The organism is Pseudomonas migulae, assembly GCF_024169315.1.
In the GTDB taxonomy this organism is placed as follows: Bacteria; Pseudomonadota; Gammaproteobacteria; order Pseudomonadales; family Pseudomonadaceae; genus Aquipseudomonas; species Aquipseudomonas migulae_B.
Genome location: NZ_JALJWR010000001.1, coordinates 5,031,723 through 5,057,730 on the forward strand (window position 1 = coordinate 5,031,723; position 26,008 = coordinate 5,057,730).

Annotated in this window: 24 protein-coding genes; 9 read left to right on the forward strand and 15 right to left on the reverse strand. The window is 53.4% G+C overall.

The window, feature by feature from the left end; all coding sequences use genetic code 11:
• Window positions 1-9 precede the first annotated feature (9 nt).
• Window positions 10-741, forward strand: coding sequence for a tetratricopeptide repeat protein (locus tag J2Y86_RS22955; protein ID WP_253436821.1), 732 nt, complete (start codon window positions 10-12; stop codon window positions 739-741).
• Between the two features lie 57 nt (window positions 742-798).
• Here the strand turns inward: J2Y86_RS22955 and J2Y86_RS22960 are convergent, their stop codons facing one another.
• The 4 genes from J2Y86_RS22960 to J2Y86_RS22975 are packed head-to-tail and all read right to left on the reverse strand — an operon-like array spanning window position 799 to window position 5,931.
• Window positions 799-1,020, reverse strand: coding sequence for a formate dehydrogenase subunit delta (locus J2Y86_RS22960; RefSeq protein WP_150631939.1), 222 nt, complete (start codon window positions 1,018-1,020; stop codon window positions 799-801).
• A complete protein-coding gene (gene fdhF, locus J2Y86_RS22965) occupies window positions 1,017-3,899 on the reverse strand; it encodes a formate dehydrogenase subunit alpha (protein WP_253436825.1) in 2,883 nt (960 codons plus the stop codon). The genes J2Y86_RS22960 and fdhF overlap by 4 nt, the downstream gene beginning before the upstream one ends.
• Window positions 3,896-5,458, reverse strand: coding sequence for a formate dehydrogenase beta subunit (locus J2Y86_RS22970; protein WP_253436828.1), 1,563 nt, complete (start codon window positions 5,456-5,458; stop codon window positions 3,896-3,898). The genes fdhF and J2Y86_RS22970 overlap by 4 nt, the downstream gene beginning before the upstream one ends.
• Window positions 5,455-5,931: a formate dehydrogenase subunit gamma gene (locus J2Y86_RS22975; protein WP_253436832.1), complete on the reverse strand. Its 477-nt coding sequence runs from the start codon at window positions 5,929-5,931 to the stop codon at window positions 5,455-5,457. The genes J2Y86_RS22970 and J2Y86_RS22975 overlap by 4 nt, the downstream gene beginning before the upstream one ends.
• Before the next feature lie 449 nt (window positions 5,932-6,380).
• On the opposite strand from J2Y86_RS22975, the gene J2Y86_RS22980 reads away from it, so the two are divergent.
• Both J2Y86_RS22980 and J2Y86_RS22985 read left to right on the forward strand, forming a co-directional pair.
• Window positions 6,381-7,130, forward strand: a complete 750-nt coding sequence (locus tag J2Y86_RS22980; RefSeq protein ID WP_253436834.1) for a hypothetical protein — start codon at window positions 6,381-6,383, stop codon at window positions 7,128-7,130.
• 36 nt (window positions 7,131-7,166) lie between these two features.
• Window positions 7,167-7,535 carry a PH domain-containing protein gene (locus J2Y86_RS22985; RefSeq protein WP_084320763.1) on the forward strand — a complete coding sequence of 123 codons (369 nt, stop codon included), beginning with the start codon at window positions 7,167-7,169 and terminating at the stop codon, window positions 7,533-7,535.
• Between the two features lie 272 nt (window positions 7,536-7,807).
• Here the strand turns inward: J2Y86_RS22985 and J2Y86_RS22990 are convergent, their stop codons facing one another.
• Window positions 7,808-8,119: a DUF3077 domain-containing protein gene (locus J2Y86_RS22990; RefSeq protein ID WP_253436837.1), complete on the reverse strand. Its 312-nt coding sequence runs from the start codon at window positions 8,117-8,119 to the stop codon at window positions 7,808-7,810.
• 613 nt (window positions 8,120-8,732) lie between these two features.
• Here J2Y86_RS22990 and J2Y86_RS22995 point away from each other — a divergent pair.
• From J2Y86_RS22995 to J2Y86_RS23005, 3 genes are all read left to right on the forward strand, one after another.
• Complete coding sequence (locus J2Y86_RS22995; RefSeq protein WP_253436840.1) at window positions 8,733-9,557, forward strand: restriction endonuclease; 825 nt, start codon at window positions 8,733-8,735, stop codon at window positions 9,555-9,557.
• Window positions 9,558-9,781: 224 nt separating this feature from the next.
• Window positions 9,782-10,948 carry a hypothetical protein gene (locus J2Y86_RS23000; RefSeq protein ID WP_253436843.1) on the forward strand — a complete coding sequence of 389 codons (1,167 nt, stop codon included), beginning with the start codon at window positions 9,782-9,784 and terminating at the stop codon, window positions 10,946-10,948.
• 366 nt (window positions 10,949-11,314) lie between these two features.
• Window positions 11,315-11,926, forward strand: coding sequence for a LysE family translocator (locus J2Y86_RS23005; protein ID WP_253436847.1), 612 nt, complete (start codon window positions 11,315-11,317; stop codon window positions 11,924-11,926).
• 271 nt (window positions 11,927-12,197) lie between these two features.
• On the opposite strand, the gene J2Y86_RS23010 is transcribed toward J2Y86_RS23005, so the two are convergent.
• Window positions 12,198-12,527: a hypothetical protein gene (locus J2Y86_RS23010; RefSeq protein WP_253436850.1), complete on the reverse strand. Its 330-nt coding sequence runs from the start codon at window positions 12,525-12,527 to the stop codon at window positions 12,198-12,200.
• Window positions 12,528-13,076: 549 nt separating this feature from the next.
• Here J2Y86_RS23010 and J2Y86_RS23015 point away from each other — a divergent pair.
• The 3 genes from J2Y86_RS23015 (at window position 13,077) to J2Y86_RS23025 (ending at window position 16,520) form a co-directional block, all read left to right on the forward strand.
• Window positions 13,077-13,826, forward strand: coding sequence for a hypothetical protein (locus J2Y86_RS23015; RefSeq protein ID WP_253436853.1), 750 nt, complete (start codon window positions 13,077-13,079; stop codon window positions 13,824-13,826).
• Between the two features lie 1,002 nt (window positions 13,827-14,828).
• Complete coding sequence (locus tag J2Y86_RS23020; RefSeq protein WP_253436859.1) at window positions 14,829-15,782, forward strand: restriction endonuclease; 954 nt, start codon at window positions 14,829-14,831, stop codon at window positions 15,780-15,782.
• Between the two features lie 249 nt (window positions 15,783-16,031).
• Window positions 16,032-16,520 (forward strand): hypothetical protein, encoded by a 489-nt coding sequence (locus J2Y86_RS23025; RefSeq protein WP_253436863.1) that lies wholly within the window; start codon window positions 16,032-16,034, stop codon window positions 16,518-16,520.
• A gap of 160 nt (window positions 16,521-16,680) precedes the next feature.
• Here J2Y86_RS23025 and J2Y86_RS23030 read toward each other — a convergent pair whose 3' ends face one another.
• The 9 genes from J2Y86_RS23030 to J2Y86_RS23070 form a co-directional block, all read right to left on the reverse strand.
• Window positions 16,681-16,890 (reverse strand): KTSC domain-containing protein, encoded by a 210-nt coding sequence (locus J2Y86_RS23030; protein ID WP_253436866.1) that lies wholly within the window; start codon window positions 16,888-16,890, stop codon window positions 16,681-16,683.
• A 2-nt stretch (window positions 16,891-16,892) separates the two neighbouring features.
• Window positions 16,893-18,725, reverse strand: coding sequence for an ATP-binding protein (locus J2Y86_RS23035; RefSeq protein WP_253436870.1), 1,833 nt, complete (start codon window positions 18,723-18,725; stop codon window positions 16,893-16,895).
• The gene (locus J2Y86_RS23040) at window positions 18,722-19,978 is read right to left on the reverse strand and encodes an SIR2 family protein (protein ID WP_253436873.1); all 1,257 of its coding nucleotides are present in this window, start codon (window positions 19,976-19,978) and stop codon (window positions 18,722-18,724) included. Before J2Y86_RS23040 ends, J2Y86_RS23035 begins: the two co-directional genes overlap by 4 nt.
• Window positions 19,979-20,458: 480 nt before the next feature.
• The gene (locus J2Y86_RS23045) at window positions 20,459-20,824 is read right to left on the reverse strand and encodes a histone-like nucleoid-structuring protein, MvaT/MvaU family (protein ID WP_253436876.1); all 366 of its coding nucleotides are present in this window, start codon (window positions 20,822-20,824) and stop codon (window positions 20,459-20,461) included.
• A gap of 63 nt (window positions 20,825-20,887) precedes the next feature.
• A complete protein-coding gene (locus tag J2Y86_RS23050) occupies window positions 20,888-21,076 on the reverse strand; it encodes a hypothetical protein (protein WP_253436879.1) in 189 nt (62 codons plus the stop codon).
• The gene (locus tag J2Y86_RS23055) at window positions 21,039-21,983 is read right to left on the reverse strand and encodes a chromosome segregation protein SMC (RefSeq protein WP_253436883.1); all 945 of its coding nucleotides are present in this window, start codon (window positions 21,981-21,983) and stop codon (window positions 21,039-21,041) included. Before J2Y86_RS23055 ends, J2Y86_RS23050 begins: the two co-directional genes overlap by 38 nt.
• Before the next feature lie 91 nt (window positions 21,984-22,074).
• Window positions 22,075-24,981, reverse strand: a complete 2,907-nt coding sequence (locus tag J2Y86_RS23060; protein WP_253436886.1) for a DUF927 domain-containing protein — start codon at window positions 24,979-24,981, stop codon at window positions 22,075-22,077.
• Entirely contained in the window at window positions 24,978-25,250 is a 273-nt protein-coding gene (locus J2Y86_RS23065; RefSeq protein WP_253436888.1) for a DUF3077 domain-containing protein, read from the reverse strand. Before J2Y86_RS23065 ends, J2Y86_RS23060 begins: the two co-directional genes overlap by 4 nt.
• The gene (locus tag J2Y86_RS23070; RefSeq protein ID WP_253436891.1) at window positions 25,247-25,531 is read right to left on the reverse strand and encodes a hypothetical protein; all 285 of its coding nucleotides are present in this window, start codon (window positions 25,529-25,531) and stop codon (window positions 25,247-25,249) included. The genes J2Y86_RS23065 and J2Y86_RS23070 overlap by 4 nt, the downstream gene beginning before the upstream one ends.
• Window positions 25,532-26,008 lie beyond the last annotated feature (477 nt).

Consider the following 26,008-nt stretch of genomic DNA (forward strand, 5'->3'; position numbering starts at 1 on the left):
AGAAATAATATGGACATTAAATGGCGCCGCTTCATACAGATTGAAGCGATCCTCCTGCTGCTCATCACCCCGTTTTTTGCTCACGCAGACATTACCGAGGAGGAGGCCACCGCCAACTGTCTTAAAATTGGCGAGTATTTCGTCGAGGGTGGGAAGTATTACAAGCTCAAGCAATATGCCAAGGCTCGGGAACAATATGAGCAGCAAGCCGGTTGGTCTGAGAGTTGTCAGCTGGACGAAGAAAAAGTCGCGATGGCCTACAACAACGTAGCACTCACCTACATTCACGAAGGCAATTATCTGAAGGCCCGGGCGTGGTTGAATATTCTGCCCAACGATAAAAAATCGATGTTCAACCTTGGGAAAATCAGCGGCGATATCAAGAATGCCCTGGAGAAACAGTCAAGCAAGCCGCAAGGGCGGTATTGGCAATATGCCGGAGCTTCGTTATGGAATTCCATGACGATCAAGCCACACGGTATGAAACACCAAGTTGATTTCGAAGGTTATTCCGCAGGCCTGATGGCGATGTATTACGGTCCCAATCTCGGTGAGTTTTCAACGGTATTAGCGTTTGATAACGGCAAGGCTCATTACGCCATGAGTGGGGATGATGGCGACTGTGAATACGACTTCGACATAAAAAAAGACCTGCTCACGGTAACGCGTACGGCCGGTGAATCATGCGGTTTTGGTCACAATGTGGGCGCTGAAGGCGCATATCAACGGGTCGAGTTCTAGTTTGGAAAGATGGAATGCCCCGAAAGCTCGGGGCTTATTCCAAAAGATCAAGCGAACCTAAGCCTCCCAACCCGCCCCACTGACGGCCTCTTGCGCCAACGGATGCAAATCCGCCCCGTGATGCTCCGTCTGCCAGGCCAGCAACTCCTTGCGCATGCCGGGCGTCCAGTACATCTGCAGATGATTCCGCACACCGAGCACGGCCACTTTCTGGTCCGGTTCGGTGGCGAAATACTGGGCGATCTGGTTGACCATCTTGATCAGGTTTTCAGTGCTCATCGGCGCACCTCCTCTTTAGCGCCACGGGCCTGACGGCGGTCCTTGAGCAAACGGTCCTGTTCATCGCTGAAGGCCTGGTAGCGTTTTTGCCACTCGGAAGGGTGGTAGACGCGGCTGACTTCCACGGCGGTGACCTTGTACTCCGGACAGTTGGTGGCCCAGTCGGAGTTGTCGGTGGTGATGACGTTGGCCCCCGATTCAGGGAAGTGGAACGTGGTGTACACCACGCCCGGCGCCACCCGTTCGGTGACCCGCGCACGCAATACGGTCTGGCCGGCGCGGCTGCCGATGCCGACCCAGTCACCTTCGTTGATGCCGCGACTCTCGGCGTCGGTCGGGTGGATTTCCAGACGGTCTTCGTCGTGCCAGGCGACGTTCTCCGTACGCCGGGTCTGCGCGCCGACGTTGTACTGGCTGAGGATGCGCCCGGTGGTCAGCAGCAGCGGATAACGATTGTTGACCTTCTCCTCGGTGGGTACGTAGCCGGTGAGCATGAAGCGCCCCTTGCCGCGCACGAATTGATCGATGTGCATGGTCGGCGTGCCGTCCGGTGCCGCGGCGTTGCACGGCCATTGCAGGCTGCCGTGGCGATCCAGTTCGGCGTAGCTGACGTTGGTGAAGGTCGGCGTCAGGCTGGCGATTTCATCCATGATTTCCGATGGATGTTTGTAATTCATCGGATAACCCAAGGCGTGCGCCAGCGCCACGGTGCCTTCCCAGTCGGCCTTGCCGCCCAGAGGCTCCATGACCTTGCGCACCCGAGAGATGCGTCGCTCGGCGTTGGTAAACGTGCCGTCCTTTTCCAGGAACGAAGCGCCCGGCAGGAACACATGGGCGAACCTGGCGGTTTCGTTGAGGAAAATGTCCTGCACCACCACGCATTCCATGGCCGACAGCGCCGCAGTGACGTGCTGGGTATTCGGGTCGCTCTGAGCGATGTCTTCGCCCTGGCAGTACAGACCCTTGAAACTGCCGGCCAGCGCCGACTCGAACATGTTGGGAATGCGCAGGCCCGGATCAGGTTGCAGCGTGACGTTCCACGCCTGTTCGAACTGCGCCCGCACCACTTCGTTAGAGATGTGCCGGTAACCGGGTAACTCGTGGGGGAAGGAACCCATGTCGCAGGAACCCTGAACGTTGTTCTGCCCGCGCAACGGGTTCACGCCCACGCCTTCGCGGCCGATGTTGCCGGTGGCCATGGCGAGGTTGGCGATGCCCATCACCGCCGTGCTGCCCTGGCTGTGCTCGGTGACGCCGAGGCCGTAATAGATCGCCGCGTTGCCGCCAGTGGCATACAGGCGGGCGGCGGCGCGGATGTCGGCCGGGGCTACGCCGCAAATCTCGCCAAGGACTTCCGGTGAGTTTTCCGGGCGGCTGACCAGCTCGCTCCAGCGGGCGAAATCACTGCCCTCGCAACGGGCGTCGATAAAGGCCTGATTGAGCAAACCTTCGGTGACAATCACATGGGCCAGCGCATTGAGCATGGCGACGTTGGTGCCCGGGCGCAGGGCCAGGTGCAGTTCGGCGCGGGCGTGCACCGAGTCCACCAGATCAATGCGGCGAGGGTCGATAACGATCAGACGCGCACCTTCACGCAGCCGGCGCTTGAGCTGCGAGGCGAACACCGGGTGAGCATCACTCGGGTTGGCGCCCATCACCAGAATCACGTCAGCCTGCATTACCGAGTCGAAACTTTGGGTGCCGGCGGACTCGCCCAAGGTTTGTTTCAAGCCATAGCCGGTCGGCGAATGGCAGACCCGCGCACAGGTGTCGACGTTGTTGTTGCCGAACGCGGCGCGCACCAGTTTCTGCACCAGATAGGTTTCTTCGTTGGTGCAGCGGCTGGAGGTGATACCACCAATGGAATCGCGGCCATATTTTTGCTGCAACCGACGGAATTCGCTGGCGGCATAAGCCACCGCTTCATCCCAGCTGACTTCCTGCCACGGGTCGTTGATGTGGCTGCGGATCATCGGTTTGGTGATGCGATCCGGGTGGGTGGCGTAGCCCCAGGCGAAGCGCCCTTTGACGCACGAGTGGCCGTGGTTGGCTTGGCCGTTTTTGTCGGGAACCATGCGCACCAACTGGTCGCCTTTCATCTCGGCGCGGAACGAGCAGCCCACGCCGCAATAGGCACACGTGGTGATCACGCTGCGTTCCGGCTGTCCCAGTTCGACCACGCTTTTTTCCATCAGCGTCGCGGTCGGGCAGGCCTGTACACAGGCGCCGCAGGACACGCATTCCGAGTCGAGGAAATTCTCGCCACCGGCGGCCTCGACCCGGGATTCGAAACCGCGCCCGGTGATGGTCAGGGCAAAGGTGCCCTGGGTTTCTTCGCAGGCGCGCACGCAGCGGTTGCAGACGATGCACTTGCTCGGGTCGTAGTCGAAGTAGGGATTGGAGGTGTCTTTCACATCGGCCAGATGGTTTTCGCCTTCATAGCCGTAACGCACCTCGCGCAGACCGACCTGACCGGCCACGGTTTGCAGCTCGCAGTTGCCGTTGGCCGAGCAGGTCAGGCAATCCAGCGGGTGATCGGAGATGTACAACTCCATGACATTACGGCGCAGTGTCGCGAGCTTCGGCGTCTGCGTGTGGACGGTCATGCCTTCAGTGACCGGCGTGGTGCAGGACGCCGGATAGCCGCGCATCCCGTCGATTTCCACCAGGCACATACGGCAGGAGCCAAAGGCTTCCAGGCTGTCGGTGGCGCACAGTTTCGGAATGGTGGTGCCCATCAGCGCAGCAGCGCGCATCACCGAAGTGCCTTCCGGCACGCTGATGCTGCGTCCATCGATGTTCAGAGTTATCTGCACGTCGCTTTCGCGGGCCGGCGTGCCCAGATCGATATCGGTTTTCGGGTCGAAGAGAGTAATCATTGCTCGGCCTCCGAGGCTTGCAGACCGAAGTCGGCGGGGAAGTACTTGAGGGCGCTGGCCACCGGAAAGGAAACCATGCCGCCCAACGCGCAGAGCGAACCGTATTGCAGGGTGTCGCACAGGTCCTTGAGGATGATCACCTGCTCATCGCGACCACTCTGGTCCGGCGCGGCCAACAGACGGTCGATCACCTCCACGCCCCGGGTCGAGCCGATGCGGCAGGGCGTGCATTTGCCACAGGATTCCTCGGCGCAGAACTCCATCGCGAAGCGCGCCATATGGGCCATGTCCAGCGTGTCGTCCGCCACCACCACACCGCCGTGACCGAGCATCGCGCCCATGGCTGCGAAGGCCTCGTAATCCAGCGGCGTGTCAAATTGCGACGGCGGCACCCAGGCACCAAGCGGGCCGCCCACCTGCGCAGCTTTCAGCGGCCGGCCACTGGCGGTGCCACCGCCGTAGTCTTCCACCAATTCCCGCAATGTCAGGCCAAAGGCCCGTTCCACCAGACCGCCATGACGAATATTGCCCGCCAGTTGGAAAGGCATCGTGCCCAGCGAACGGCCCATGCCGTAATCACGATAGAACTGCGCACCCTTGGCCAGAATCAGCGGCACTGAAGCCAGGGTCAGCACGTTGTGCACCAGCGTCGGTTGACCAAACAGCCCCTTCAACGCCGGGATCGGCGGCTTGGCACGAACGATCCCGCGCTTGCCTTCAAGAGAATCCAGCAGCGCCGTTTCTTCACCGCAGATGTAAGCGCCGGCACCGACCCGCACTTCCATATCGAACGCCTGACCGCTGCCGCCGACATTGGCGCCGAGGTAACCGGCGGTTCGGGCAAGGTTCAGCGCCTGACGCAGCGTGGCCACGGCATCCGGATATTCCGAGCGCACATAGATGTAGCCGTAACTGGCGCCGACGGTGATGCCGGCAATGGCCATGCCTTCGATCAGCAGGAAGGGGTCGCCTTCCATCAACATGCGATCGGCGAAAGTGCCGGAGTCGCCTTCGTCGGCGTTGCAAACGATGTATTTTTGCGCAGCCTCAGTGGCGCGCACCGTGCGCCATTTGATCCCGGCGGGGAATGCCGCGCCGCCACGGCCACGCAGGCCTGAATCGAACACCGCCGTCGCGGTCTGCTCGCCGCCAATGGCAACGGCCCTTGTTAAACCCTCGAAACCGCCATGGGCCCGATAATCGTCCAGCGACAGCGGCCGGGTAATACCGGCGCGGGCGAACAACAGGCGTTGTTGAGACTTGAGATAAGGCAGCTCTTCCACCAGCCCCAAGGCCAGTGGATGCGAGGACGGCTCGCCTTTCAGCGCTTCAAGCACGGACGGCACATCAGCCGCAGTCAGCGGACCGAAGCCGATCCGGCCTTGCGGGCTGTCCACTTCCAGCAGCGGCTCCAGCCAATACAGACCGCGCGAACTGGTGCGCTGCAACTCCAGCGGCAGATTGCGTTCCCGAGCCTGAGTGATCAGGGCCACCGCCACCTCATCGGCGCCCACGGCACGGGCAAGCGAATCAGTGGGCAGATAAAGAGTCGGCATCATGCGTCCTCCCGGCAAGCGTCGAGCAAGGCATCGAGACGCTCAGCACTGAGCCGCGCATGCACCCGACCATCCAGTTCCAGAGCGGGCGAGCAGGCGCAAGCACCGAGGCAATACACCGGACGCAAACTGATACTGCCGTCGGCGCTGCTGCCGTGGTCATCCAGTTGCAGACGTTCACGCAACTGCGCCGCAAGCTCCTCGGCACCGCGACTCTTGCATGACTCAGCCCGGCACAAACGAAGAATGTGTCGAGCCGGCGGCGCGGTACGGAAGTCATGGTAAAAGCTGATCACCCCGCGAACCTCGGCCTGACTCTGATTGAGGGCGTGGGCAATCTCGGGGACGGCGGCATCGGGGATGTAACCGATGCGTTCCTGAATATCATGAAGGATGGGCAACAGTGCACCCGCAGAGCCCTTATGGCGCTCCAGCAGGCTGTTGACCAAAGGCAAGTGCAAACTCTCATCAGGCATTCAGCAATCCTCACGGTCACGGACAAACCAGATGGTTGTCGGTCGTCCGAAAGTGTCGGCTGCGGCACTCACACCACGTCACGGAATCGTGGCAATTTCAGGCCGTTGGCCAGGGCACCCTTGGCGGGCATCTTGTTGTGCCCGGCACGGTCTTCGCCGCACCTCTACTGGGCATAAAGGGCAGCTTGCCACGCTGCTATTGATCGAACTGCACCAAAGCGACGTGTTCGGTTCTGCCTACGACTATCCATTAAGTCTAGATGAACGCGGAGTAGGGCGTTCACTCACCGGCCTAATGCCCTGAGGGCTTGTCGATGGGTGATGTATAACAAGCATTGCAGGTAAGAAACAGCATCAGATCCATGGGCATTCCAGGGTGCAGATGTGCCAGTGGACGGCAAGGCGGCAAAATAGTAGCGTCGAGCCACTTTTTTCGTAACGGACTACACATGCCCATTGCCGCTCGAACCTCGCGCCTGTTCTGCGCAATCACTTTCGCCGTCGTGATGACCCCGGCGCTCGCCGGCCTGTCGAGTGAAACCCCGGAATACGCCAGGGCGGGCTACCTCTCCGATTGCCAGAAATTTCTGCAGGTGGTGGCCGAGGTGCAGGCCGGGCGCCAGACGCCCAAAGAAGCTACTCCCGCTATCAAGATGCATCTGAGTACCTTTGAGTTACATCGCTACTACCTACCCCAGTCAAGCCTTGGCTCCCCCGAATACGCTCGTTGTGAGAGCGGCGTTCCCATAGCGAAAGAGATCGCGGACAAGGGCGAAATTGAACTCAGCAAAGACGTGGACGAGTATCTCGCGCAAGCCCAGACCAAACACCTGGCCTCCTCGGATTACAAGCGCGCTCGCTCTCTGGGTTTCACCGACGTCGGCGAAATCGGTCAACTCGACCAGCACGCCGAGCTGGATGGTGAAGCGAATCTGAAGACCTTGATGATCAGAGTCGATTCTGGTTGCGGCGAAAATTTCCGCGCCGCGAAATACGTCAAACCTTACGTGATCTACACCGTCGGTCCTGACGATGGCAACTGCGCCATTAACCGGAACGTCGCCGTGCTGGGTGGCAAAGTCGCGCAGTGGGGTGAGTACATTGATGACGAAGTGGTTTATCAGTACGTGGGATGGAAGGAACTGCCTGGACAGGATGGATTCCCCGTCAACATTCGAGTCGTGAAAGTGGTGAAGTAACCCGCAGGGATTTTTCTTCGAACGGAGGATGGACAGATGATCGACTTCAACAACAAAGGCTTCTTCAAACTCAAGCAAAACGAAGAATACGCCGAACGCGTCAGCGCACTGCTGCTGGAAGGCGAGCACGTCATCGACTCGTACAAATCCATGCGCGATGGCGTCGTGTTCACCAACAAACGCATCATCGCCGTCAACGTGCAGGGCCTCACCGGCAGCAAAAAAGACTTCACCTCACTGCCCTACAAAAACATCGTCGCCTACTCGGTAGAAACCTCCGGCACCTTCGACCTGGATTCAGAACTGGAGATCTACTTCTCGTCGCTGGGCAAAGTGAAATTCGAATTCACCGGCCGGACCTCGATGGTAGAAATCTCAAAACTGATCTCCCAACACCTGCTCTGACCCGCGCACCCAAAGCCCCCGAAACCCCAAGGTCAACAACAGGCTTCAGCCACCCGAAATCCCTGTGGGAGCGGGCTTGCCCGCGAAGGCGCCAGCCCACTCACCACAAACTCCTGCATTGAATCACAACCCCTGTAGGAGCGAGCCCGCTCGCGAAAAACCCAAGCCAACCACCCATCCCGCTGAATGGCCGCCATCTTCGCGAGCAAGCTCGCTCTCACAAGTGCCCTACGCATCTCCAAACACCAGACAAAGTCCGGCCCAAACGCGAGCTACCCCTCAGCCATCCCCTCCGCCCGCTTATTCGCCAACTCATTATCCCGATCCCGCGTCACCGCCTTCGCCACATCATCTACCACCGCCTTACTCATCGCCGTCAAATAATGTGCAGCCCAGGCGTGGTAATCCGTGTCCTTGGCATAAGCCGCATCCTTGGTCAGCGCCTTGGCGATACACAGAAAATCAGAAGCCATGGCCAACGCATCGCCGGCGGGCACGTTACGCGTGACATGGAACAACGCTTGATCGCCGCAGTAGATGGCGGGGGTGAGGCCGATGGTTGTGAGTTCGGGTTGATTGGTCATTTGCCACCTCCGATGTGGGAGATGTGGTGGGGGAGGGTGTTACGCGATTGGGGATTGTGTAGAGGGAAAAGCCAAATTTCGTACGGATTTGTTCTGTTCATGGTCAACGTCCTTGATTTGAGGAGCTGCCACGAGCCTTCTCACAGGCTTGGGTGACAGCCGTGCGCGGGGTGAGAAACCGGCAATCAAGGCAACCGGTAGACCCGAAGGTCTCCCACGCACAGCCGCCATAAAGCCATATCGCAGACGAAAAAAAACGCCACGACAGGTTTTGGGGCGCTTTGCGCCTTGATTGTTTCGGGCTCTCACACCCGGTCGCTGAATTGGCAGCGACTTTGGGAGATTATCGTGCAGATTCCGTTCCTGCAACCTTCGAAGACTTCGATCCCAAGACCCCAAGACGAAAAAATGTGCTGCACCCTTTTTGGCAAGAGCAGCCACTACACTCAAAGGCCGTGATCGGCCAAAAGCGGTCAATCACGACAGGCAGAGTCAACCGATAACTTACGTCCAGCATCAATATCGTCCCTGGAGCGGGGCGGAGTTACGGAGAATCCTCTACTATCGGTTTATGAGTAATTACATCTATTCGTCATGCATCAAGGAGCAAGGCTTGAAAATCTCTGAAACCTCCACAGATTATGAGAAGTTGGCTCAGAAAATTTATGAGGAGATCCTTGCTCTTCAAGGTGTAGAAAATATTGACGTAAGACATAACGTGAAAATCAGGGGTAAGTCTGGTGTTGAACACCAAATAGATGTTTTTTGGGAGTACAAATACGCGGGGATAGCTCACCGAGTACTCATAGAATGCAAGCACTATAGCCACGCAGTAAGTTTATTGCACGTTAGAAACCTACATGGGCTTACAACAGACATTCCCAATAGCACAGGAGTAATAGTTACAACCATAGGCTTTCAATCTGGCGCCAAAGAGTACGCAGGCTTTTACGAAATGGGCCTCAAGCTTATTAGAAAACCACGTGGGGAGGACTGGAATGGCTATATTCAAATAATCAATATTCAAATGAAGTTTCTCAGAAATCATTACCTTGATTTCAAATTGTCGTTTGACGGGAAGGATCAAGCAACGAGGGATATTGTCGAACAAGACCCATCGGTCATGTCTACCAACTCGACCGAAATAGTTGTCAGAGACGAAGGTCATGAACCCTGTGCTTTTAATTTATGGCTTGATCGGCATGTCTTGTCAGGATCTCATGGATTTGGTGTCGAAGGCGAGACGACACTGCTTCCTGAGAAGTCTTATCTCGTAACTCCGGATAGCCGAGAATTAAAGCTAGGTAAAGTTGTGGTTACGTACATGTCTACCCAGTTCGACCAAGACCTTGAAATTGATGCTATGAATCTTGTAGAGGCGGTGCTGCAAGATTTCAGCAGTGGAGAAGTTGAGCACATGCATCATAAAAATACTTAACGAGACGCAGGCACTGGGGAAAATTTTTGCTAAGCAACAATTTTGTCGTGCTAAGGGCGTTATTATTTACTCTTCAACTACGGAATAAGGAATTAGGAAGTGACCACAGCAGTCGGCCAGAAGCAGACCTTCGCCGGGGAGTTTGTTGCGGTCAAAATCGGTAACTCGATTTTTCTACGAGTTTTGGGGTGATTTAATTATTAGGTGCATTAAAGCGAGGCGGGATGAAACAATCAACTCTAAACACACTATTGGTAGCAAAAGCAATTTTTGGAAAAACCAAATCTCTAGTTAATTCCGGTGACAAACACTCTTGCACAGCTGGGATAATACTGCTTCAAGATTTCGTAGAGTTGATTGTGCTTGCCGTCCTAGACGAGCTGGATACAAACGAGCAAAGGAATTTAGAATCAAAATCTTTTGACGAACTGCTTGGCGAGTTAAAAAAACTAAATGTGCCAGTAATAAAATCCGGCACTATCAAGGCACTGAATAAGCAGAGGGTTATCTCAAAGCATTATGGACAATTGTCAGAGCCAGCTTCCGTCGTAAACTATTTCAATACAGCAAGTATTTTTGCTGATGCTTTGTTGGAACGCGTAGTCGGTGCAAAGCTGCAAGAAATATTTCTTACGGACATTCTAAAAGATGGCTCTGCAAAAGAGCTTATAAAGGAGGCAATCTCTACTGCAGACAAAGGAGACTTTCTTGAGTCGCTGGCTAAACTGAGGAAAGCATTTTATATATCCTATGAACGCGAGTACTGCATTTACGCTTTTAGAGATCGCGAAGCGAACGACAATAGGCTTTTTGGTCTTCTAGGATTGGGCTTGAGCGGTGGAATGAAAGCCTACTATTGGACTAGAAATAAAACATGGATTGACGCAAATGTAAAAACCCCTGCGGACTTTATCCAAGTCGATCCTGAGAAGTTAAAAACAGACTGCATGGAGTGGGGCATAAGTACGGTAGACACTGAGAACTTCAGGCGATTGACTCCAAAAGTAATTGAAACAGAGAACGGAGTGTGGCACCTAGATTACGACACAAATTTCGCAGCCAACGAATTGAATATTGAGAACTTCAACTACTGCCTTGATATTGTTTTAGATTTTCTCTTAAAAAAGCAAGAATTTGATGCTGGGCATAAATGGCCGAAACGAGTGAAGTCAGTGCCAGCTCCACCAATTTACATTGGGAAGCCTATTTTTGAAAAGCCGTCTGAAAACTCCAACATTATTGGCAATGTAAAAGAAGGTTATTATTACTCGGTGGATAGGGTCGTGTCAGGCTTCAACGCTGGCGAACAATATCTCTATGTTCACCTTTACCTACAGGAGGCTGAGTTTTCGATAAAAGATCATATCTGGGGATACTTGTTGAATGAGTAATATCATCAGCAATTCAACAGTGCCGGAGTCCTGGACTTGTTGATAGGTGCTTGCGGCCTCAGCAACTCAGGTCGAACGTCCCCAAGTGCGGGATATCGATAGTTGGTTGAAACGGTCGCTAAACTGGATGAATCGAAATACGGCTTCTTGCCGACTTCTACCTGTCGCCACCGTCAATTTTGGGTCGATTACTGCCCGTCGCGAAGGACTGAAAACGACCCTTAATGGACGGTCACTTGGGCCGATCAGATTGAACAAACGGGCCGTTCACCCACGCTGCTGATAAAGGTTTCCCGTATTGTTTTACCTGCTCACCCAATGCGAATATGCCGCTTTGCAAACCAAGGCAACATGGAGGCTTCGCACGTGAGCGCTACTTCTTCGATCTGGTTTTTTGTCGTGCCCTTCGCGATTGCGGCAGCAATCCCTGGCCCCGCTCAGGGAGCCCTTTTAGGTCAAGTGGTGTCGCGTGGCGCAAGGTCTACGATCCCTTTCATCGGCGGAATGGTGCTGGGTAATGCTGTCTGGCTGGTGGTCGCCACCCTCGGTCTCGCGGCGCTGGCACTGCAGTTCGAGCCTGTGTTCATCGCGGTGAAATGGCTCGGTGTTGCCTTTATCCTGTTCATCGCATGGAACTTATGGTCGAAGAACACCGAACAACTTCAAGAACCTCCGAAGCGCTCAGCTAGCCGAGGCCTGCTTGCAGGCGCTGTGTTGACTCTGAGTAATCCAAAGGCCGTTGTATTTTTCGGCGCGGTGCTGCCTCATGCATTTGATCTGACGGCGCTGACTTGGCCAGAAGTCGTCTTTATTACCGCGCTCGGGATCGGGATCGATCTCACCATCCAACTGGTTTACCTGGTTACCGCATCGCGAATCAAGCGCACCATCCAGTCACCGAAGGCAATGAAGCGTCTGAATAGAGCGTCAGCCGGCGTAATGACCGGTTGTGCGGGCTGGATGGCCGTTTCACGCTGATCTTCTCTGCAGTAAGGTTTTGCAAGCCTGCAAAGCCTTTAATAGCCCCCCTCTGCCTTCAATGATCTGATTCCTTGGTCGCATGCTTGGGTGGACGTCTGCTGTTGGCCGATAGCTGTCCGTCGCGAGTGGAAGCTAGTGGCAGGAAGCGGACGTTGTTAACTTTGGTCGAAAGTTAAAAACTGGGGAGAGGGGGCTTGGAAAAGGGATAGGGTGGCCAGCGGCGATCTGCCTATTGGGTGTCCCCACTTTTTAGTCTGCATGCCTTCCTTCATTGAATGTCTTTCAGATAATCCTTGAGCGCGATTAGCGGCTCTTCAAGCTGCTCCATCGCCCGCGCATTGCTGAAATCATCTGCCAACCTGTGCAACTCACGCCCCAGTGGCGTATCAACACCGCCTAAAGCTTCCATCGCCAAACTCACGCAGTGCGCCACTCTGAACTGGATCGCGTCGACATCGCCCCTGCGCACTAGCAAGCCGAATACCTCCCGCTCATAGTCGCTCATGATCGGATCGTCCCGCAAAATCGGACTTCCACCTTCCGTCTCATAAGCCAGCTTGAGGGCGAAAAGGGCAACGGTTTCCAGTGGCAATTCCATTGTGTGAATCCTTGATTCGTAAGCCGAGCGGTTTCGGATTGTGGCGTTGAAAAGCAAGATCAAAAGATCGCAGCCTACGGCAGCTCCTACAGGCTGGCGGGGTTCCAACCACTTTATCGCAGGCGAAAAAAAAGGCCTTGCAAAGCAAGACCTTTCTTAATTTTGGTGCCCGAGGGAGACTGTAATTTTTCAGTAAACTCGGGGCCTCCAGCGAGGTTTGCTAGCTCGGGATACATGCAGGGATACATGATCATTTTTGCTGGGCCTACTATGGAATAGTACGCGTGCGAAATGCAAACCTTCCGAAAGAGAAAAGGCTTCATCTCAGAAACGAGCCGGATCGTTCCAGCATTCAGTTTGCGACCCCGCCTTGTCTGTCCAGCACCTGAGAAAATGATTCGATCGGCTAATTCCGATTTTTGACTATGCTTTCCTTGCGTTTCAGCATTGATATCAATTAGCTTCGTGGATTGCGCCTTGGCTGAGTCGTGAAATGTGATAACGCTAGCGTCATAATAAAATTCAGTGGAAAAAAGGGAAGTGGAGCTGATGGCGGATTACATTAATAAGAATATTTTGGCGCAGTCCTACGTTCATGTTGAACCTAAGTGGTTGTCACAAGTAAGTACTAAAGAGCGGTTGCGACAAGTCGATGTGATTAAGAGTCAAATCACACAATATGCTAATGAGCGCATGCAATTCTTTTTGCATGATGGTGTTGTGATTACTGTAGATTTTCAAGAGGGGTCCATTATTGCCAAGATTACTGCTTATGGCAGTATTATGGCTCTTCTTGGCGGTGGGGTGGGGCATGCGCTTGATTTTACCGAGAAATTTCCAGCATATAAGGAGGGGGTAAAAACAATAGTAACTGACGTGGGGCGACTAGCAGACTCAATAAATTCTGAAGTGCTTTTTCAAACGAAGTCACGTGAGAAAAAGGAAATCATTCGAACAGAGGCGCGCAAGGGTGTATTCGGCTCATTAGAGAAAATAAATAATAAGATTGGTGAGATTGAGCGCTGCTTGGAAAAGAGAGATAGTAAGCCGTCAGTCGTGATGAATCATTTGTTAGATGTGAACAAGTATACAATGGAACTCTTTGATAATGTTCAGGATGTCGATGATAGAGCGCTGTTGAAGTCGGCATTACTGGATGGTGTTAAATCTCTGAAAATTACTCGTGTTAGATTGATATTGAAGACGGCCGTGGATAAGGCTTTATTTGAGGAGCTACTTAAGGAAAAGAGAAGAGTAGTCTCTAATATTGAGAAAGTGCAAGTTAAAGTTAAGCCTTAATGCCATTATTGACATTGGTCAAATCAACCAGTGGTTATGTAGTTGTGATTCTATTTGATTTGAAGTCTTGTTTTGTAGTCGTATATTGATCCTGCATCGCATGGGGCGTTGCAATTAAAGCTGGGGCCCCTGGGAAACATTAACTAGTACGGGGTCGGAAACCCGCGGGACTGCGTTAGTGGAAGGTTTTCAAAGTTACTGAAATTTCAGGCATTGAAATCGAAAGAATTCTGCTGAAAAGAGGCCATCGTTACCGCAACGGTAACGATGGCCTTTTGTGTTGATGATTATGGACACCTTGGGCCGTCAACCGAGTCAACCTGTCAACCAATGTAAAAAAATCAGCCACTACCAAGATTGCGCGGGTTGTCTGCCCCGTGTCTATCCGAAATGTCCAGGGTCCCCAGCGACATCCCAATTCATAGTGCAGATGCACTGGTGAACAGCAGTTCACCCGGTTCACCTGTTCACTAAGCTGGGCATTTTTCCGCTAATACGATCACGCGGGTTTCCGACCCCGTGGATGTCTCTTTTGCTCAGGGGCCCCCGGTTCCCGCTGGAATCTCTCCGCTGGTGGAACCCATTGCTGACGGGGAGTGGGGCAGACATGCAAAAACGGCGTGTAACTGGTGTTACGGGTGTAACGTAATCAATCAAGTCATTGATTTTGTTGAATAAATATCGAGTTACACTGGCTGCTTTTTCCTAAGATATGAGGTGTAGCATTTGCGAAAGGTGTAACGCTTTCGGTCCTTGTACTGAATTGAACAAGGAGCGCTGCCCTATGGACAGAACGGTACACCGAAGACCGTAAATGCAAATAGCTGCCGCCCACGAGCATCTGCTTTCGGCCAATAGCGGTCCGCCACAAACGACCGCTACTGGCTAGGTGTTATTAGTCGGTGGACCACACCCGCCGGAGACTTTACGATCTATAGTAAGTAACATGCAGCCATACACAGCGCCTCCCCGAATTCTAAAACACAGCAGCCACAAATTGACATGGTAAGAGTAAAAAAAGAAAGACCTGTTCTTGATGTAACCAATATTAGCCTCGAAGAGTGGCTTTCCATGGTTTTCACTTATAAAGAGAAGAGAAAATATAGATTCATAGATTTTCGCTTTCCAACAGACGCCCATGCAGCTGAATATCTGGCCTCAGCTGAACTAAGATCGGAGTCTGAAACCAAGCACCTAATACGTTCATTTTTGATACCCCCAGGGGTTCAGGGACATGATCATCAGTTTTTTCGCCATTGGATAGATAATGGTTACCTTGCCCAGATGATTGATACGAACGAGTATGCTCGTCGCCTCGTTAAAAACGAAGGTTGGGAAGGTCTGACTTGGATATTAGATCTCCTCCCCGATTGGCCTCAACACGCTCTTGACGCATTGGACGCTTTCATACGGGCGCATACACTTTACCTCTCCGATGATCGTATATGGGGTCTGTGTGACGCGATTTCGATAATCCGCCACAAGTATCTACTATCATCTAATCCTCGCGACATACTTAACGATGTCTCTTCAAGGGATTTTGAGTTTCTCATCGCCGCATTGTTTAGAAGGCAGAAATATCACGCTAAAGTCACTAAGCAGTCAAGGGATGGAGGGGCTGACGTAATATGCAGCTCAATCGATACCCCCATCAAGCAAAAAATTCTAATTGAGTGCAAGCACCACACTGGCACCGTCGGCGTTGAGGTAATTCGTAAGCTGGCAGGAGTTGTGAGTGAAACCGGAGCCACAAGCGGCTGGGTTGTGACCTCTAGTAAATTTAGTTCGCCAGCAGTGGAATTTGCTAGTGCTACTGGGAGGATTCAGCTCCTTGATTACGTGGCATTGAACTTAAAATTTAATGAGTATTTCGGTGCGCGATGGAGTGAGCGCTTGCCATCTCTAATCAGTGAGGAACAGCGAAATCAAGTCAATCAGGCTGCTGAAGTAAGTTGAAAGTGGTTAGCGCGTGACCGGGCGGCTTTCGGCGAGAGACGGAATTGATACGATTGTGAAGTTAGACGGGGCCCACACTGAAGTGGCATAGTTAAGCGTCAGCTTCGTAAATAGATAAAGCACCCATTAGAGAGAGTTTTACCGTATTCGAATATTAACAGCTTTAGCAGTTAGTCAGCCCAGCCAGATTTAAAGCTGTTGACACTATCTGTCGATACACCTCGCACTCATAACTTTATAAGGGATCTCATGGTCTGGGCAATTTTAACAACAATTGGCACGCTCGCTACCCTCTTTGGATTTGCGCACCAGTTGTATAAGCATAAAGAAAAACCGTTTACTTACAGTCTATTGGCTATTGGGCTCTTATTTGCCGTTGTATCCACATTGCTCTGGAAGGAGAATGGAGAACTTGAGGCGGAAAATGCTCGCCTACAAAACGCAAAATTAGAAGCAGTCGCTCTTTATGATTCGTGGCCTAGCGTTGATAGTTTTGAGTTTGTTTCGGATGGCGAGTTTCAAGGGATTGTTATTTCTGGATTGGCGTTTCTTGAGGCCAACAAAGATGCCTTTCCAGAAACCTATATTGACGCAAAAAATATTCTGCAAGCAAAGTTGAAAGTTGCGAGCAATGATATGAACTACATTTCAAAGCGAAGTGCACTTCGGGAGGCTGCGCAGACAATGTCTTCCACAGTAAAATCGCTAAGACTAAATAATAGCAGACAAAAGCAATAGTGGGTGTAGAAGGAAAAAGATGTGACTGTTACGGTTTTTCATGTGTTTGACCGTCTATAATTGTCCGTCTTTTAAATTTGAGAAAAGTTGCTAGCGTCCAACAGTGGGGTGTTGTCTAGTTACGCGACTAAAGGGGCATTAGTCAGTATGGCTGAATTCATCAGACTCTTGAGAATGGCAGCGCATTCTTTATGTACATATGGAAAAATTGCCCTTTGGATGAGGCTGACTTAAATTGCTCATAAAGATGCTCGTTCACGTTGTAATACTGATAGACAGCTCCCCCCTGGAATTCAATCTCCAAGGTTTCACTCTCAGGGTCATAGCCAGCAGACATAATATTTGACGAAGATACAATATCGCGGTCCATTTTCAGCTCTCCTCAGTGTCGTTTTCGATAGGTGAACGGATAATTTCAAGTTTACGAATAACGGCATTAGTCTGCTGACTGCGCCAAGAAGCAACAACCCGGTCGTATCCTTCCGCTGAGCGCCGTCGAGACCAAGCCAGAGTTACCTTGGGATCGTTGCTTCTAGGTAAGTGCTCTTGGCGAGGTAAAGCAATTCGACAGCGAACAGGAAGGCGGGCTGCTTCACCAGTAATTATAGCTTCGCCAGTTCTCAAGACTGGTAACAAATCCATCAGTCCAGCGAGGTTGTCTGGCAGAGTTCCTTTCACACGTGCGCGATCTAAAGGATTGGACAGCCTTAGAGCGATGATTGTGCCACATTGAGACAAGACTGTTTCATCAACTTCTGCGGGGCGTTGGGAAACCACCATGGCTCCAACGCCATATTTACGACCTTCCTTCGCGATGCGCTTCACGACCTCGGAAGCAACGGTCCCCGCGTCAGGCCCCAGATAGCGATGAGCTTCTTCCATAACGACTAAGAGAGGCCGCTCTACGCCGCCCTCTGATTTTTCTCGGCTCCAAAAAAGCGCTTCATAAACGATACGGAGAATAGAGCCAATGAGTCGCGTTAGAACTGTGCTAGGTACGCCGGACAAGTCTAATATCGTGATTTGTTTATCATGGCCAAGCCAGCCCTTCAGCAGCTTGTCGAGGTCATTTTTTACTTTTCCAGATAGTTCTGGCTCCCAATCTCCGGGATGAAGCAAAAAGTCATAGCGCCTGTCTAGCAAACGGGATCGAAGCAAGTTCAATGGCCTACGGATACCCTTGGCCGCTGCATTAGTGAATGGACCTTTGGCACCCATTGCATGAGGCTGGTACTTAGGCGCAACAAGTGCCTCTGCGTCACCTTCTTCTTCAAGCGCAGGTTCATCACGATTTGCTCCGAGATAAGTGGTGGTTTCAAAGTTAACCAATTCGTACCATAGCTGTTTCAAACTAAACGGAACTGGGCTATCTACAGTAAGAGTTCTTGAATCCACACCTGCTCTTGGATAAGAGCTAATCCCTTTTTCTTTCAGTTCCGCAATTTTATCAGTGAAGGCAATTTCGTGGGCATCGGATAGCCCTCCCGTGATGAAATCCAAAAGCTCTCCTGCCTCCAAAGCCCAATAAGGAACGAACAAAGACTCCTGTCCTTGGATGGGAGTTGCACTAAATACAGTCGCTACATCCTCAAGAGCTTTCGTGTATTCGCCATGGATATCGAGCATGAGAATGCGGGCGCCTGGAGATCCCGTCTTTTCATCTTTCCGAATGATAGACCGTAAGAGGCTTGCTACAGTTGTGGATTTCCCCGCCCCTGTTGAACCGAGTATTGCGGAATGCCGCGTCACAAGTGCATCCAAGGATAGGCGCACCTCTATATTTTCAGCGCTCGCGAGGTGACCTATGACTACTTGATCTTCACCGATCGAGCCGTATATTCTTCTCAGATCGGACTCGATAACTAAGTGTACCGAATCGTTTATATTAGGATGCTGGCTAAGCCCTCTTTCGAATTGCCCCCCGACCGTTTCACCAGCAAGCTGCACCGTCATCCATCTACCTGAATCAATACCTGAAATATCTGACTGTTTTGGTGCAGCAGTAGCGCCAACTTCGGAAACAATGCCGAATAGGTCTTGATAGCCCTGAGGGATTCTAACAAAACTGCCAACTTGGCCAACTCGATATGTATGGCCTTTGATAACGGCAAAGCCTGAGTCAAGTGACTCTGCTAGTTTTATAGTGAGTGTGGCTCCTGAAACGGCACTGACGACGCCTAAGTAGGTGGGATCATTGCCACTCATTTCTGATCTTCCTGTGCTTCAGTTTCATTGCCGTTAATGCCATCAAATTCGCCTTCGTTCTGGCTCGGCTCGTCTCTTTTCAAAGATTTTGTTATCAGATCATTGGCTTGCGCTAAGGCGCAGAAGCGAGCGAAAGCTGCAAAGTCTCCTAATAGAAACACGGCTGGCTCTTTTGGCCATCGCGGAGCCCAAAAACTCTCGCGAATACTTCCCCAGTTCTTTGGAAGTTCTCCCGGGCGCCACTTCCCTGAAACGCCACCTATTACAGCGCCGTCAGCCGCATAAACGCTCAAGTTAGGTCTGTCGTTAGCTAACTTAACTACAGGCTCTTCTTTTTCCATGGTTTGATATTGAAATGCCAATACTGCTGAATTGGCATTCATTGCTAAGCTCTCATCAAGAACTGCACAAATATGGGCATCTCTGAAAGAAAACCCAATCGCCAGCAATAACGAATCTGGCGTAAGCAAAAATCTTTTAAGCCTCTCAAAAAGAGCTGAGTATGGCTGCTTTTGAGTAAGATCATATTTTAAGTGGTCAGGATAGACCAGCTCAGCAGCGTCTCGCCCATGCCCTCGTACAACTGCTCCGTCTTCTAAAGCCCAGCCTAGGGAACCATGCATCTTCCAGAGTTTCGCCCAGCGTGCAGGTAAGTCATCGCCGGCTACTGATACTGGGTCGAAGAAAGGTTTACTGCCCCCTGAAAATCCATCGAAATAGGGGCTTCTGACTCTTTCAAATGCTTCTTCGAAAAGAAAGTCATAGTTCGTGGTGAATATTTCTACAGAATTTGAGCGCACCGTGCCCGTAATCCATGCGATCAAATCGGAATAGGCATTGCGCTCTTTTGGTAAGGAAACACCAACGATTTGACCAATCTTTTTACATACTTCCTTCCCTAGATCCTTATACCCGTTGGAGTCCAGCCCTTGGACAACAGTTTCTCCCAGTGCCTGCTCTAATAAACGGATGCGTGAAAGAATTGACTCAATATTCGCGCTAGTACCCAAACTTGCTTTTATAGCGTCGACTGCCCCTGTCTGAGTTTCTGTAAGCCCGGAAGTCGCCTGTTGTGTAAGCGCATCGACACCAGGAATAAGCGAATTCCCTTCAGGATCTAACTCATTATTTTTGTTAACGCGAATTGCAAGCGGCGCTCCCGCGCCAACAAGAATTCCGATACGCTTTCTTCCCTGCGACAATACTTGCCGCAAGTCGGACATAAACCTATCTGGATTGTGGAACGTTTCCATCGTTCGCCCCCTAGGTATTGCCAAATGAAATCCTGCAGTAGGACCTCTAAATTCGACAACAGCTCTCAAGTCTTAGGTTATACGCTTCACCTCTACGATCATCTTTGAGTGCGGTCTCACCTCTGAAGATGTCACGAGTTTGCTTGAGTCAGGGAGCAGTAAAGCTGACGAAACGTTACCCTGCCAGGATTTCCGGTAATCGCTCGTGGTTATGCTCAATCTGTCTAGTTTCCATGGTGCCCATGAACCGGGCTGATTTTTCGACCCGTAGCGCCTTTCCCTCACCAGATCCTACGGATCTAAATCGAACCGATTCGAATATCCGGTTTCCACCCGATAGCTTCAATCCAATCTTGCTGTTAAAACACCTGACTGCGCATGTCTTTCTTCACTTCGGCGTGGAGCTGTTGGGTGATTTTGTAGATCATAGGCAAGAAGCAAAAAGGGCCCCGACTGGGCCCTTTTTTAGGTGATGCAGATTTACTTCCTCAGCCATCCTTCGACGACGTTGGCTCCGTGTTTCGCTTTCCACTCTTTCAAAGCTTTGTGGTTCCCACCTTTGGTTTCGATCACTTCACCGGTATTCGGATTTTTGTAGACCTTGAGTTCGCGTGGTTTACGTGTGCTGGCGGCCGGAGCTGCGGCTTGACGCCGCGCCATGGTGTGCGGCTCTAGAATGTTGATGATGTGCTTCAGACTGAAACCATAGTGTTCGAGCAGCTTGCGCAGCTTTGTCTCGAACTCGATTTCTTTCTTCAGTCCGTCATCACCTTTCAGTGCTTCCAGTGCCTGGAGCTGCTCAGCGAGGTGTTTTTCCAGCTGGCGGTACTCTGCGAGTTTGGACATGTCTTTACCTTGAGTGATCGTGAGTAGTTATTAAGATAAAACGAGTTAGTTATAAGTTCAGCGCTATTTTCGACGGTTCAGTTGGCTTTCAATATGCGCCATTTCCGCTTTAATCGCGTTGATAGTTAGCGCTTGTATCGAACTGGTTTTTCCCGGCCCTGCGTTGATGGTCTTCAGCAGCGCAGTGAGATGGGCCTTCCGAATTTTGAGCGTGTCAGACCAGCTGGCGCTGTTCTGTATCGGCTTGTTCATTGCAATCATCCTTACGTTGTTCCAGGTTGCTCATGACTTCAGGTTGGTGCGGTGTCGGTATGCCGTCGAGCAGGATTAAGTCCCGCGCGCGGTACTGGCGCGAGCGAGCTGATAGCTCTTCCCATGTCCACCTCCCAAAGTTCTCGCCTTGCTCTGGAACCACCAGCTTCATGAGTCCAATCTGGTCGCGGCCAAGAAGGTTGTAGTTGGCCCACAGTTTTCCGCCCGCCTCAAACAACGCTTTAGCGGCCTCGTTCCACTTCTCTTCGAGCACTGTCTGCGAGAGCAACAGGGCGGTGCGCTCTATCTCTTCATGCTTTACCTGAGCTTCTGCGATGTATTTATCTACAGTGACCAGCTCCTGCTCCAGCGCGGCCATGATCAAGTGTTGCCGACGGTTATGTTCGGCGGCAGTTGTCAGATTCTTTGCGGCCTTTTGTGCGTCGGCGTTCGCGGTTTTCTCGCCTTCAGTATCGCCCCAAGCAACGGCCTGCGCGTACGCAGTTGCAGCGTCCGTTTCGGCTTGACGGGCTTTGGTCATGTCCTCTTCCGCCTGTTGTTGAATCTGCTCCAGGCGTGTGCTGAGGCTCTGGCGCTTTTCCTCCAGCTCCTGCTCATCAGCCTTCCAGTTATCCATTGCCTCGATGTGAGCCGTCATCAAGGATTCGCAATTAGCGAGGTTTTCACTGCGACTAATCCTCCGATCCAAAAGGTCAGCATTGAGATTGCGCGAATCGAAGTTCCGTTTCAGCTCGTTGTACGCGTCGCGTAATTTGCGCTCGCGATCCGGTTCGATGGCGTCGTCGCTTTCCAGTACCGTTTCGAGGGGCAGCAAGTCGGCGTGCAGCCGTTCTGCCTCGCTGCGCAGTTGGTCGCGGCGGTCTTTCAGTTCTTGAATTTCGTTCATGGTCTGGTCTCTTTCAATTCGATTGTGGGTTGGTTGAGTGGCTGGCGAGGCCGGGAATAAGCCGGCGCTACCTCGATCAGCAGAGATGCCCTCAGGCAGCCCTAGCCTCGCTCTCATCCATTCCCGGAATCGTCTTCACGATGTAGCAACGTTGCGTGCCGAGGCCGGGTAGCCGGATAAGGCTCGACGCCTTACCGTCCTTCCCGGGTTCCAGAACACCTCGCTGCAGCAATTCCTTGTTCACCGCGTTGATGTTCATGCCTCGGAAGATCTCCGAGCGCCATAATTCGGGAAGCACGTAGTAGGTGTTGGTGGTGTGCAGGGAATCGCCCAAACCGTGTTCCAGCGTCTTACGAAAACCGAGACGGTCGATGGTGCGCGGACCGTGCTCATCGATTTTTGCCGCTGCTGATTCCCAGCGGGTGAAGCGACTTTCGCCAAAGCGCTCGATGACCTGGCGCAGCCGAGCCAAGATCGCATCGCCCTCGAAGTTACCGGCACCGCCGCGCTCGTTCATCCATGCGTTGAGGCACACGCGAGCGGCAGTGGTGGCGGTTCCGTCGGGCCAGCCGGTGATCCCCATCGCGGTGGCCAGCTCGCCCGCTGCTGCGGCGAGACCGAAGCGAGCGGCGGCACGGTGCGCTTGTCCACTGGCCGACGCCGGTAACGACTGGGCGATAAAGCCTTCCAGCGTACGGCGCAGGATGGCGGACCATCCGTGACGCTTACCGGGTTCACACAGCGCCGTCAGGAAGGCAGTGAGCGGCGTGCCGTAGTACTTCGCTACGCGAGCCTTGAGCGCGTCGGACAGTGCCGCTGCATCTTCAAAACCGTTGAGCGTATCGAACATGCCGAGGCCTTTGCTGGCATCGGCCGGGACAGCAAGCATGCGCACTTCCATACCCGCTTTCAGTTCCTTGTTCGCTTCGGCCATGTGCTGGGCCAACGTCTTCTCGCCGGTGGAGAGAAACAGCAGGCGCCACTCCTGTACCTGTCGGCCAGCTTGGCCTCGATCGTTAGCGCGTGCCTTGCCAGTGCCGTTGCCGAGCATGTACACCGTTTCGCCGATGATGCGCGGGTCGCACATGCCGATTTCATCCAAGACCAGAAGGCCGTCGGAATGCGCGGCGGCGATGGATTCCAGCGCGTTGTCGGTGGAGCGCCACGAACGCACCAGACGCGGCCCGCCGTAAATCGAAGCGGCAACCTGCAAGTGGGTGGTCTTGCCGCCGGAGCTGTCGCCGTACAGGTGAAAGCCGCCCGACTCATGGCCAAGCATGTGCAGCAACGGCCCTGCGAAGGCCACGCCCACGACAAATGCCAAGCGGTGATTACCGATGCACAGCGCGCCGATCTGCTCCTGCCATTGCTCAAGTGTGCCCGCTTCGCTGATCGGCGGAAGTTGCGAGCCGGCTTCGTAAAAGTGCAGGTGCTCGTTGTGCTCGCCGACCTGCTGCTCGGGCAGTAGAAAGGCAGTGTCATGCCAACCCAAGCGCGTGACCAGTCGAGCTCGTTGCGCGCTGTCGAAGCCGCCGAGATAACTCTGCAGGTCATTGCGTGCATTGCGGCCAGAACGACTGCCTGCGAGGCGTAGCCCCATGTCCACCAGCGGACCCAGCACATCTTTGCCGAAGTCACCGGTCATGGTGCGCGCCGGAATGTTCCAGCGCTTCTTGGCGCCGTCGGGATCGTCAAATTCAACCAACAATCCCCAGTTCTGGCCCTTGTCGTCGCGAGTGCGGGCAAGGATCTCCAGTGGGGAACACACCGGACGCGCCTCACCGTCGTCACCGGCGTAAAACACACCTTCGGACGTGAGGCGAAAGCCACCGGGCATCAGATCGTTTTTCGATTTTGTCGGGCGCTTGGCTGCTGATTTCGTCTTCGCTTCCGGTTTGGCTTCAGGCTGCTCCGTTGCTGGCTTTTCTTCGACTAATCCATACAGCTCGCCGCTGGTCTCCAGCTCGGAGAAATGGGCGGCTGTCCAATTTTTTGTGAGAGCATCAGCAGCGTCATCACCATCATCCCATTGACCACCTTTGGCGAAAGCGGCGCGGCCACTTTTCAGCGTGGGCTTGCGTTTGAACGAGTCCAGAGCGATGAAACGGACCGAGGCGGCTCCGATTTCGCGCAGCTTTTCGGCGACGGTTTTCATGCAAGCTTTGCCGCTGTCGTCGTTGTCAGGCCACAACAGCACATCGCGACCCTTAAGTGGTGTCAGGTCAGCTTTATGCCAGGAGTTGGAACCGTTCGGCCAGCAGGTGGCCACGTGGCTCGGCAGCAGTTCGGCGGCAGCGTCGGCAGCTTTCTCTCCTTCGCACAAAACTACCGGTGCGTCAGTGCGTTGAGCCAGTTCATCAAGTCGCAGCAGCGGACGTGGATCGGGCAGACCCTGCCAGCGCCATTGCGTGGTCTGGCCATCGGCGCGCTGACACCATGTTAGGGGTGCAAAAACCTTCTTCGGCTTGCCGTCCTCGTCAGGGGCGAAGTCGAAGCGGTAGAGCGCCATAAGCGGCTGGCCTTGCGCATCACGGTAGATCCAGACCTTGGACGGCACGCCGTGCTGCCGATGCTTGGCGGGGCACTTGTTCATCGCCTCCGCTGGTATCGGCTGAACGGCAATCCACTCGGGTGCTTTTGTTTTGGCAGGAGCTGTCTTCGCCTGGGCGGCGCCGGGCGACACGTTGAGCAATTCTGCGAGTTGGTTGCAGGCCTCGATGTCGGTGCCGCCGTCCAGATAGCGCACCAGATCAATCAGGTCGCCGCCCTTGTCGCCGGTGGCAAAGTCGGACCATGTGCCTTTGCTCAAACTGATCTTGAGCGAACCGGCGCGCTTGTCGCTGCGGGTTGGATTCGGTGCGGTGTATTCCTTGCCGCCATCGACGCGCTTGCCGTTGGGCAGCCAGTGCGACAAGACACGATCAATGTCTTTCAGCGCGGCGGCCTTCACGTCGGCAAAACTTGGACGTTTCGTGTTGCTATTCGGGCGCTGGCTCATGTGTCAGCCCTCGGCAGAAACAGTGCGTCGTTGATGTCATCAATCAGCGCTTTGGCCATCTCGCCAAGGTACAGAGCAGGCCAACTGAAACGCTCACCGCTATCGCTCATGGCGGCGTCTAAGTTGAGTTGGTTGGCGTGATGCTGCAGCAGGGAAACCATCTCCAGTGCATCCTCGACCGGTACTCCGGCATTGACCCGGAACAACTTCAAGTCGGAGGCATTCACGCGAGTAAATGTAGCGTGACCGAGTGTGGTGGAGGTGTTCATAGCGCACCGCCTTTTTGCATGGCGGCCGTCGAGGTGTTGTCACCGTGCAAGGCGAGGATTTTGATCAGGCCGAGGGTGCCGCGCACGTCCCAAAGGATGGCTGCAATAACGTGGTTTGCGAGGCGGGGTGACTCGCTGTCGAAGTGATCTTCAAGCAGCGTCAGCACCGAGTCGGCTCTCGTAATAGCGCAGGTGATGGCGTCGATAGGCACACCGGCTTCTGCTTTTGGATTCACGCAGAGCAGGTCTTCGGGCAGGGCGAAGCTCAAAGCATTGTTCATTGGGCACCGCCTGCGGTTTCGAGTGCGCGGGCTTTGGCCATGTGAGCGTTGTAACGGGAGAGGCGTGTAGCGAGGCTGGAATTGGCGTGTAAAGCGGCGAGAGCCATTGCACGGTGTGCCGCGGCGCGAATTTTGGACGGATTGAGGGCGTGCATCTGGCGAAGCTCCTATTGTTGAGGAGCTGCCACGTTCGTTACCAAGCGAATGGGTGGCAGCTGTGCGCAGGTTGGTAAACCGGGACAATAGGAACCCGGCAGACCCGAAGGTCTCCCACGCACAGCCGCCATAAAACGGATTTGCGGGCGCAAAAAAAGCGCCTGCAAAAGAGATATGGGCGCTGTTGCGCCTATTGTTCAACGGGTTACCAAGCCCGGTCACTGAATTTGCAGCGACGGCCAAAGAGTAACGTCCGTTTTTCGAAAGTGCAACTGCGCTGATGGCTTGCGGTTTTTTCAGGTGCGGCATAAATTGTTCGTG

Bases quoted from the DNA above. Each gene is read 5' to 3' on its own strand.
- J2Y86_RS23035 (WP_253436870.1), bottom strand. From the start codon at position 18,725: ATGAGTGGCAATGATCCCACCTACTTAGGCGTCGTCAGTGCCGTTTCA.
- J2Y86_RS22970 (WP_253436828.1), bottom strand. From the start codon at position 5,458: ATGATGCCGACTCTTTATCTGCCCACTGATTCGCTTGCCCGTGCCGTG.
- J2Y86_RS23010 (WP_253436850.1), bottom strand. From the start codon at position 12,527: ATGGAATTGCCACTGGAAACCGTTGCCCTTTTCGCCCTCAAGCTGGCT.
- J2Y86_RS22985 (WP_084320763.1), top strand. From the start codon at position 7,167: ATGATCGACTTCAACAACAAAGGCTTCTTCAAACTCAAGCAAAACGAA.
- J2Y86_RS22980 (WP_253436834.1), top strand. From the start codon at position 6,381: ATGCCCATTGCCGCTCGAACCTCGCGCCTGTTCTGCGCAATCACTTTC.
- fdhF (WP_253436825.1), bottom strand. From the start codon at position 3,899: ATGATTACTCTCTTCGACCCGAAAACCGATATCGATCTGGGCACGCCG.
- J2Y86_RS23020 (WP_253436859.1), top strand. From the start codon at position 14,829: ATGGTAAGAGTAAAAAAAGAAAGACCTGTTCTTGATGTAACCAATATT.
- J2Y86_RS23000 (WP_253436843.1), top strand. From the start codon at position 9,782: ATGAAACAATCAACTCTAAACACACTATTGGTAGCAAAAGCAATTTTT.
- J2Y86_RS23040 (WP_253436873.1), bottom strand. From the start codon at position 19,978: ATGGAAACGTTCCACAATCCAGATAGGTTTATGTCCGACTTGCGGCAA.
- J2Y86_RS22955 (WP_253436821.1), top strand. From the start codon at position 10: ATGGACATTAAATGGCGCCGCTTCATACAGATTGAAGCGATCCTCCTG.
- J2Y86_RS23055 (WP_253436883.1), bottom strand. From the start codon at position 21,983: ATGAACGAAATTCAAGAACTGAAAGACCGCCGCGACCAACTGCGCAGC.
- J2Y86_RS22960 (WP_150631939.1), bottom strand. From the start codon at position 1,020: ATGAGCACTGAAAACCTGATCAAGATGGTCAACCAGATCGCCCAGTAT.
- J2Y86_RS23050 (WP_253436879.1), bottom strand. From the start codon at position 21,076: ATGAACAAGCCGATACAGAACAGCGCCAGCTGGTCTGACACGCTCAAA.
- J2Y86_RS23065 (WP_253436888.1), bottom strand. From the start codon at position 25,250: ATGAACACCTCCACCACACTCGGTCACGCTACATTTACTCGCGTGAAT.
- J2Y86_RS22975 (WP_253436832.1), bottom strand. From the start codon at position 5,931: ATGCCTGATGAGAGTTTGCACTTGCCTTTGGTCAACAGCCTGCTGGAG.
- J2Y86_RS23045 (WP_253436876.1), bottom strand. From the start codon at position 20,824: ATGTCCAAACTCGCAGAGTACCGCCAGCTGGAAAAACACCTCGCTGAG.
- J2Y86_RS23060 (WP_253436886.1), bottom strand. From the start codon at position 24,981: ATGAGCCAGCGCCCGAATAGCAACACGAAACGTCCAAGTTTTGCCGAC.
- J2Y86_RS23025 (WP_253436863.1), top strand. From the start codon at position 16,032: ATGGTCTGGGCAATTTTAACAACAATTGGCACGCTCGCTACCCTCTTT.
- J2Y86_RS23015 (WP_253436853.1), top strand. From the start codon at position 13,077: ATGGCGGATTACATTAATAAGAATATTTTGGCGCAGTCCTACGTTCAT.
- J2Y86_RS23030 (WP_253436866.1), bottom strand. From the start codon at position 16,890: ATGGACCGCGATATTGTATCTTCGTCAAATATTATGTCTGCTGGCTAT.
- J2Y86_RS22990 (WP_253436837.1), bottom strand. From the start codon at position 8,119: ATGACCAATCAACCCGAACTCACAACCATCGGCCTCACCCCCGCCATC.
- J2Y86_RS23070 (WP_253436891.1), bottom strand. From the start codon at position 25,531: ATGAACAATGCTTTGAGCTTCGCCCTGCCCGAAGACCTGCTCTGCGTG.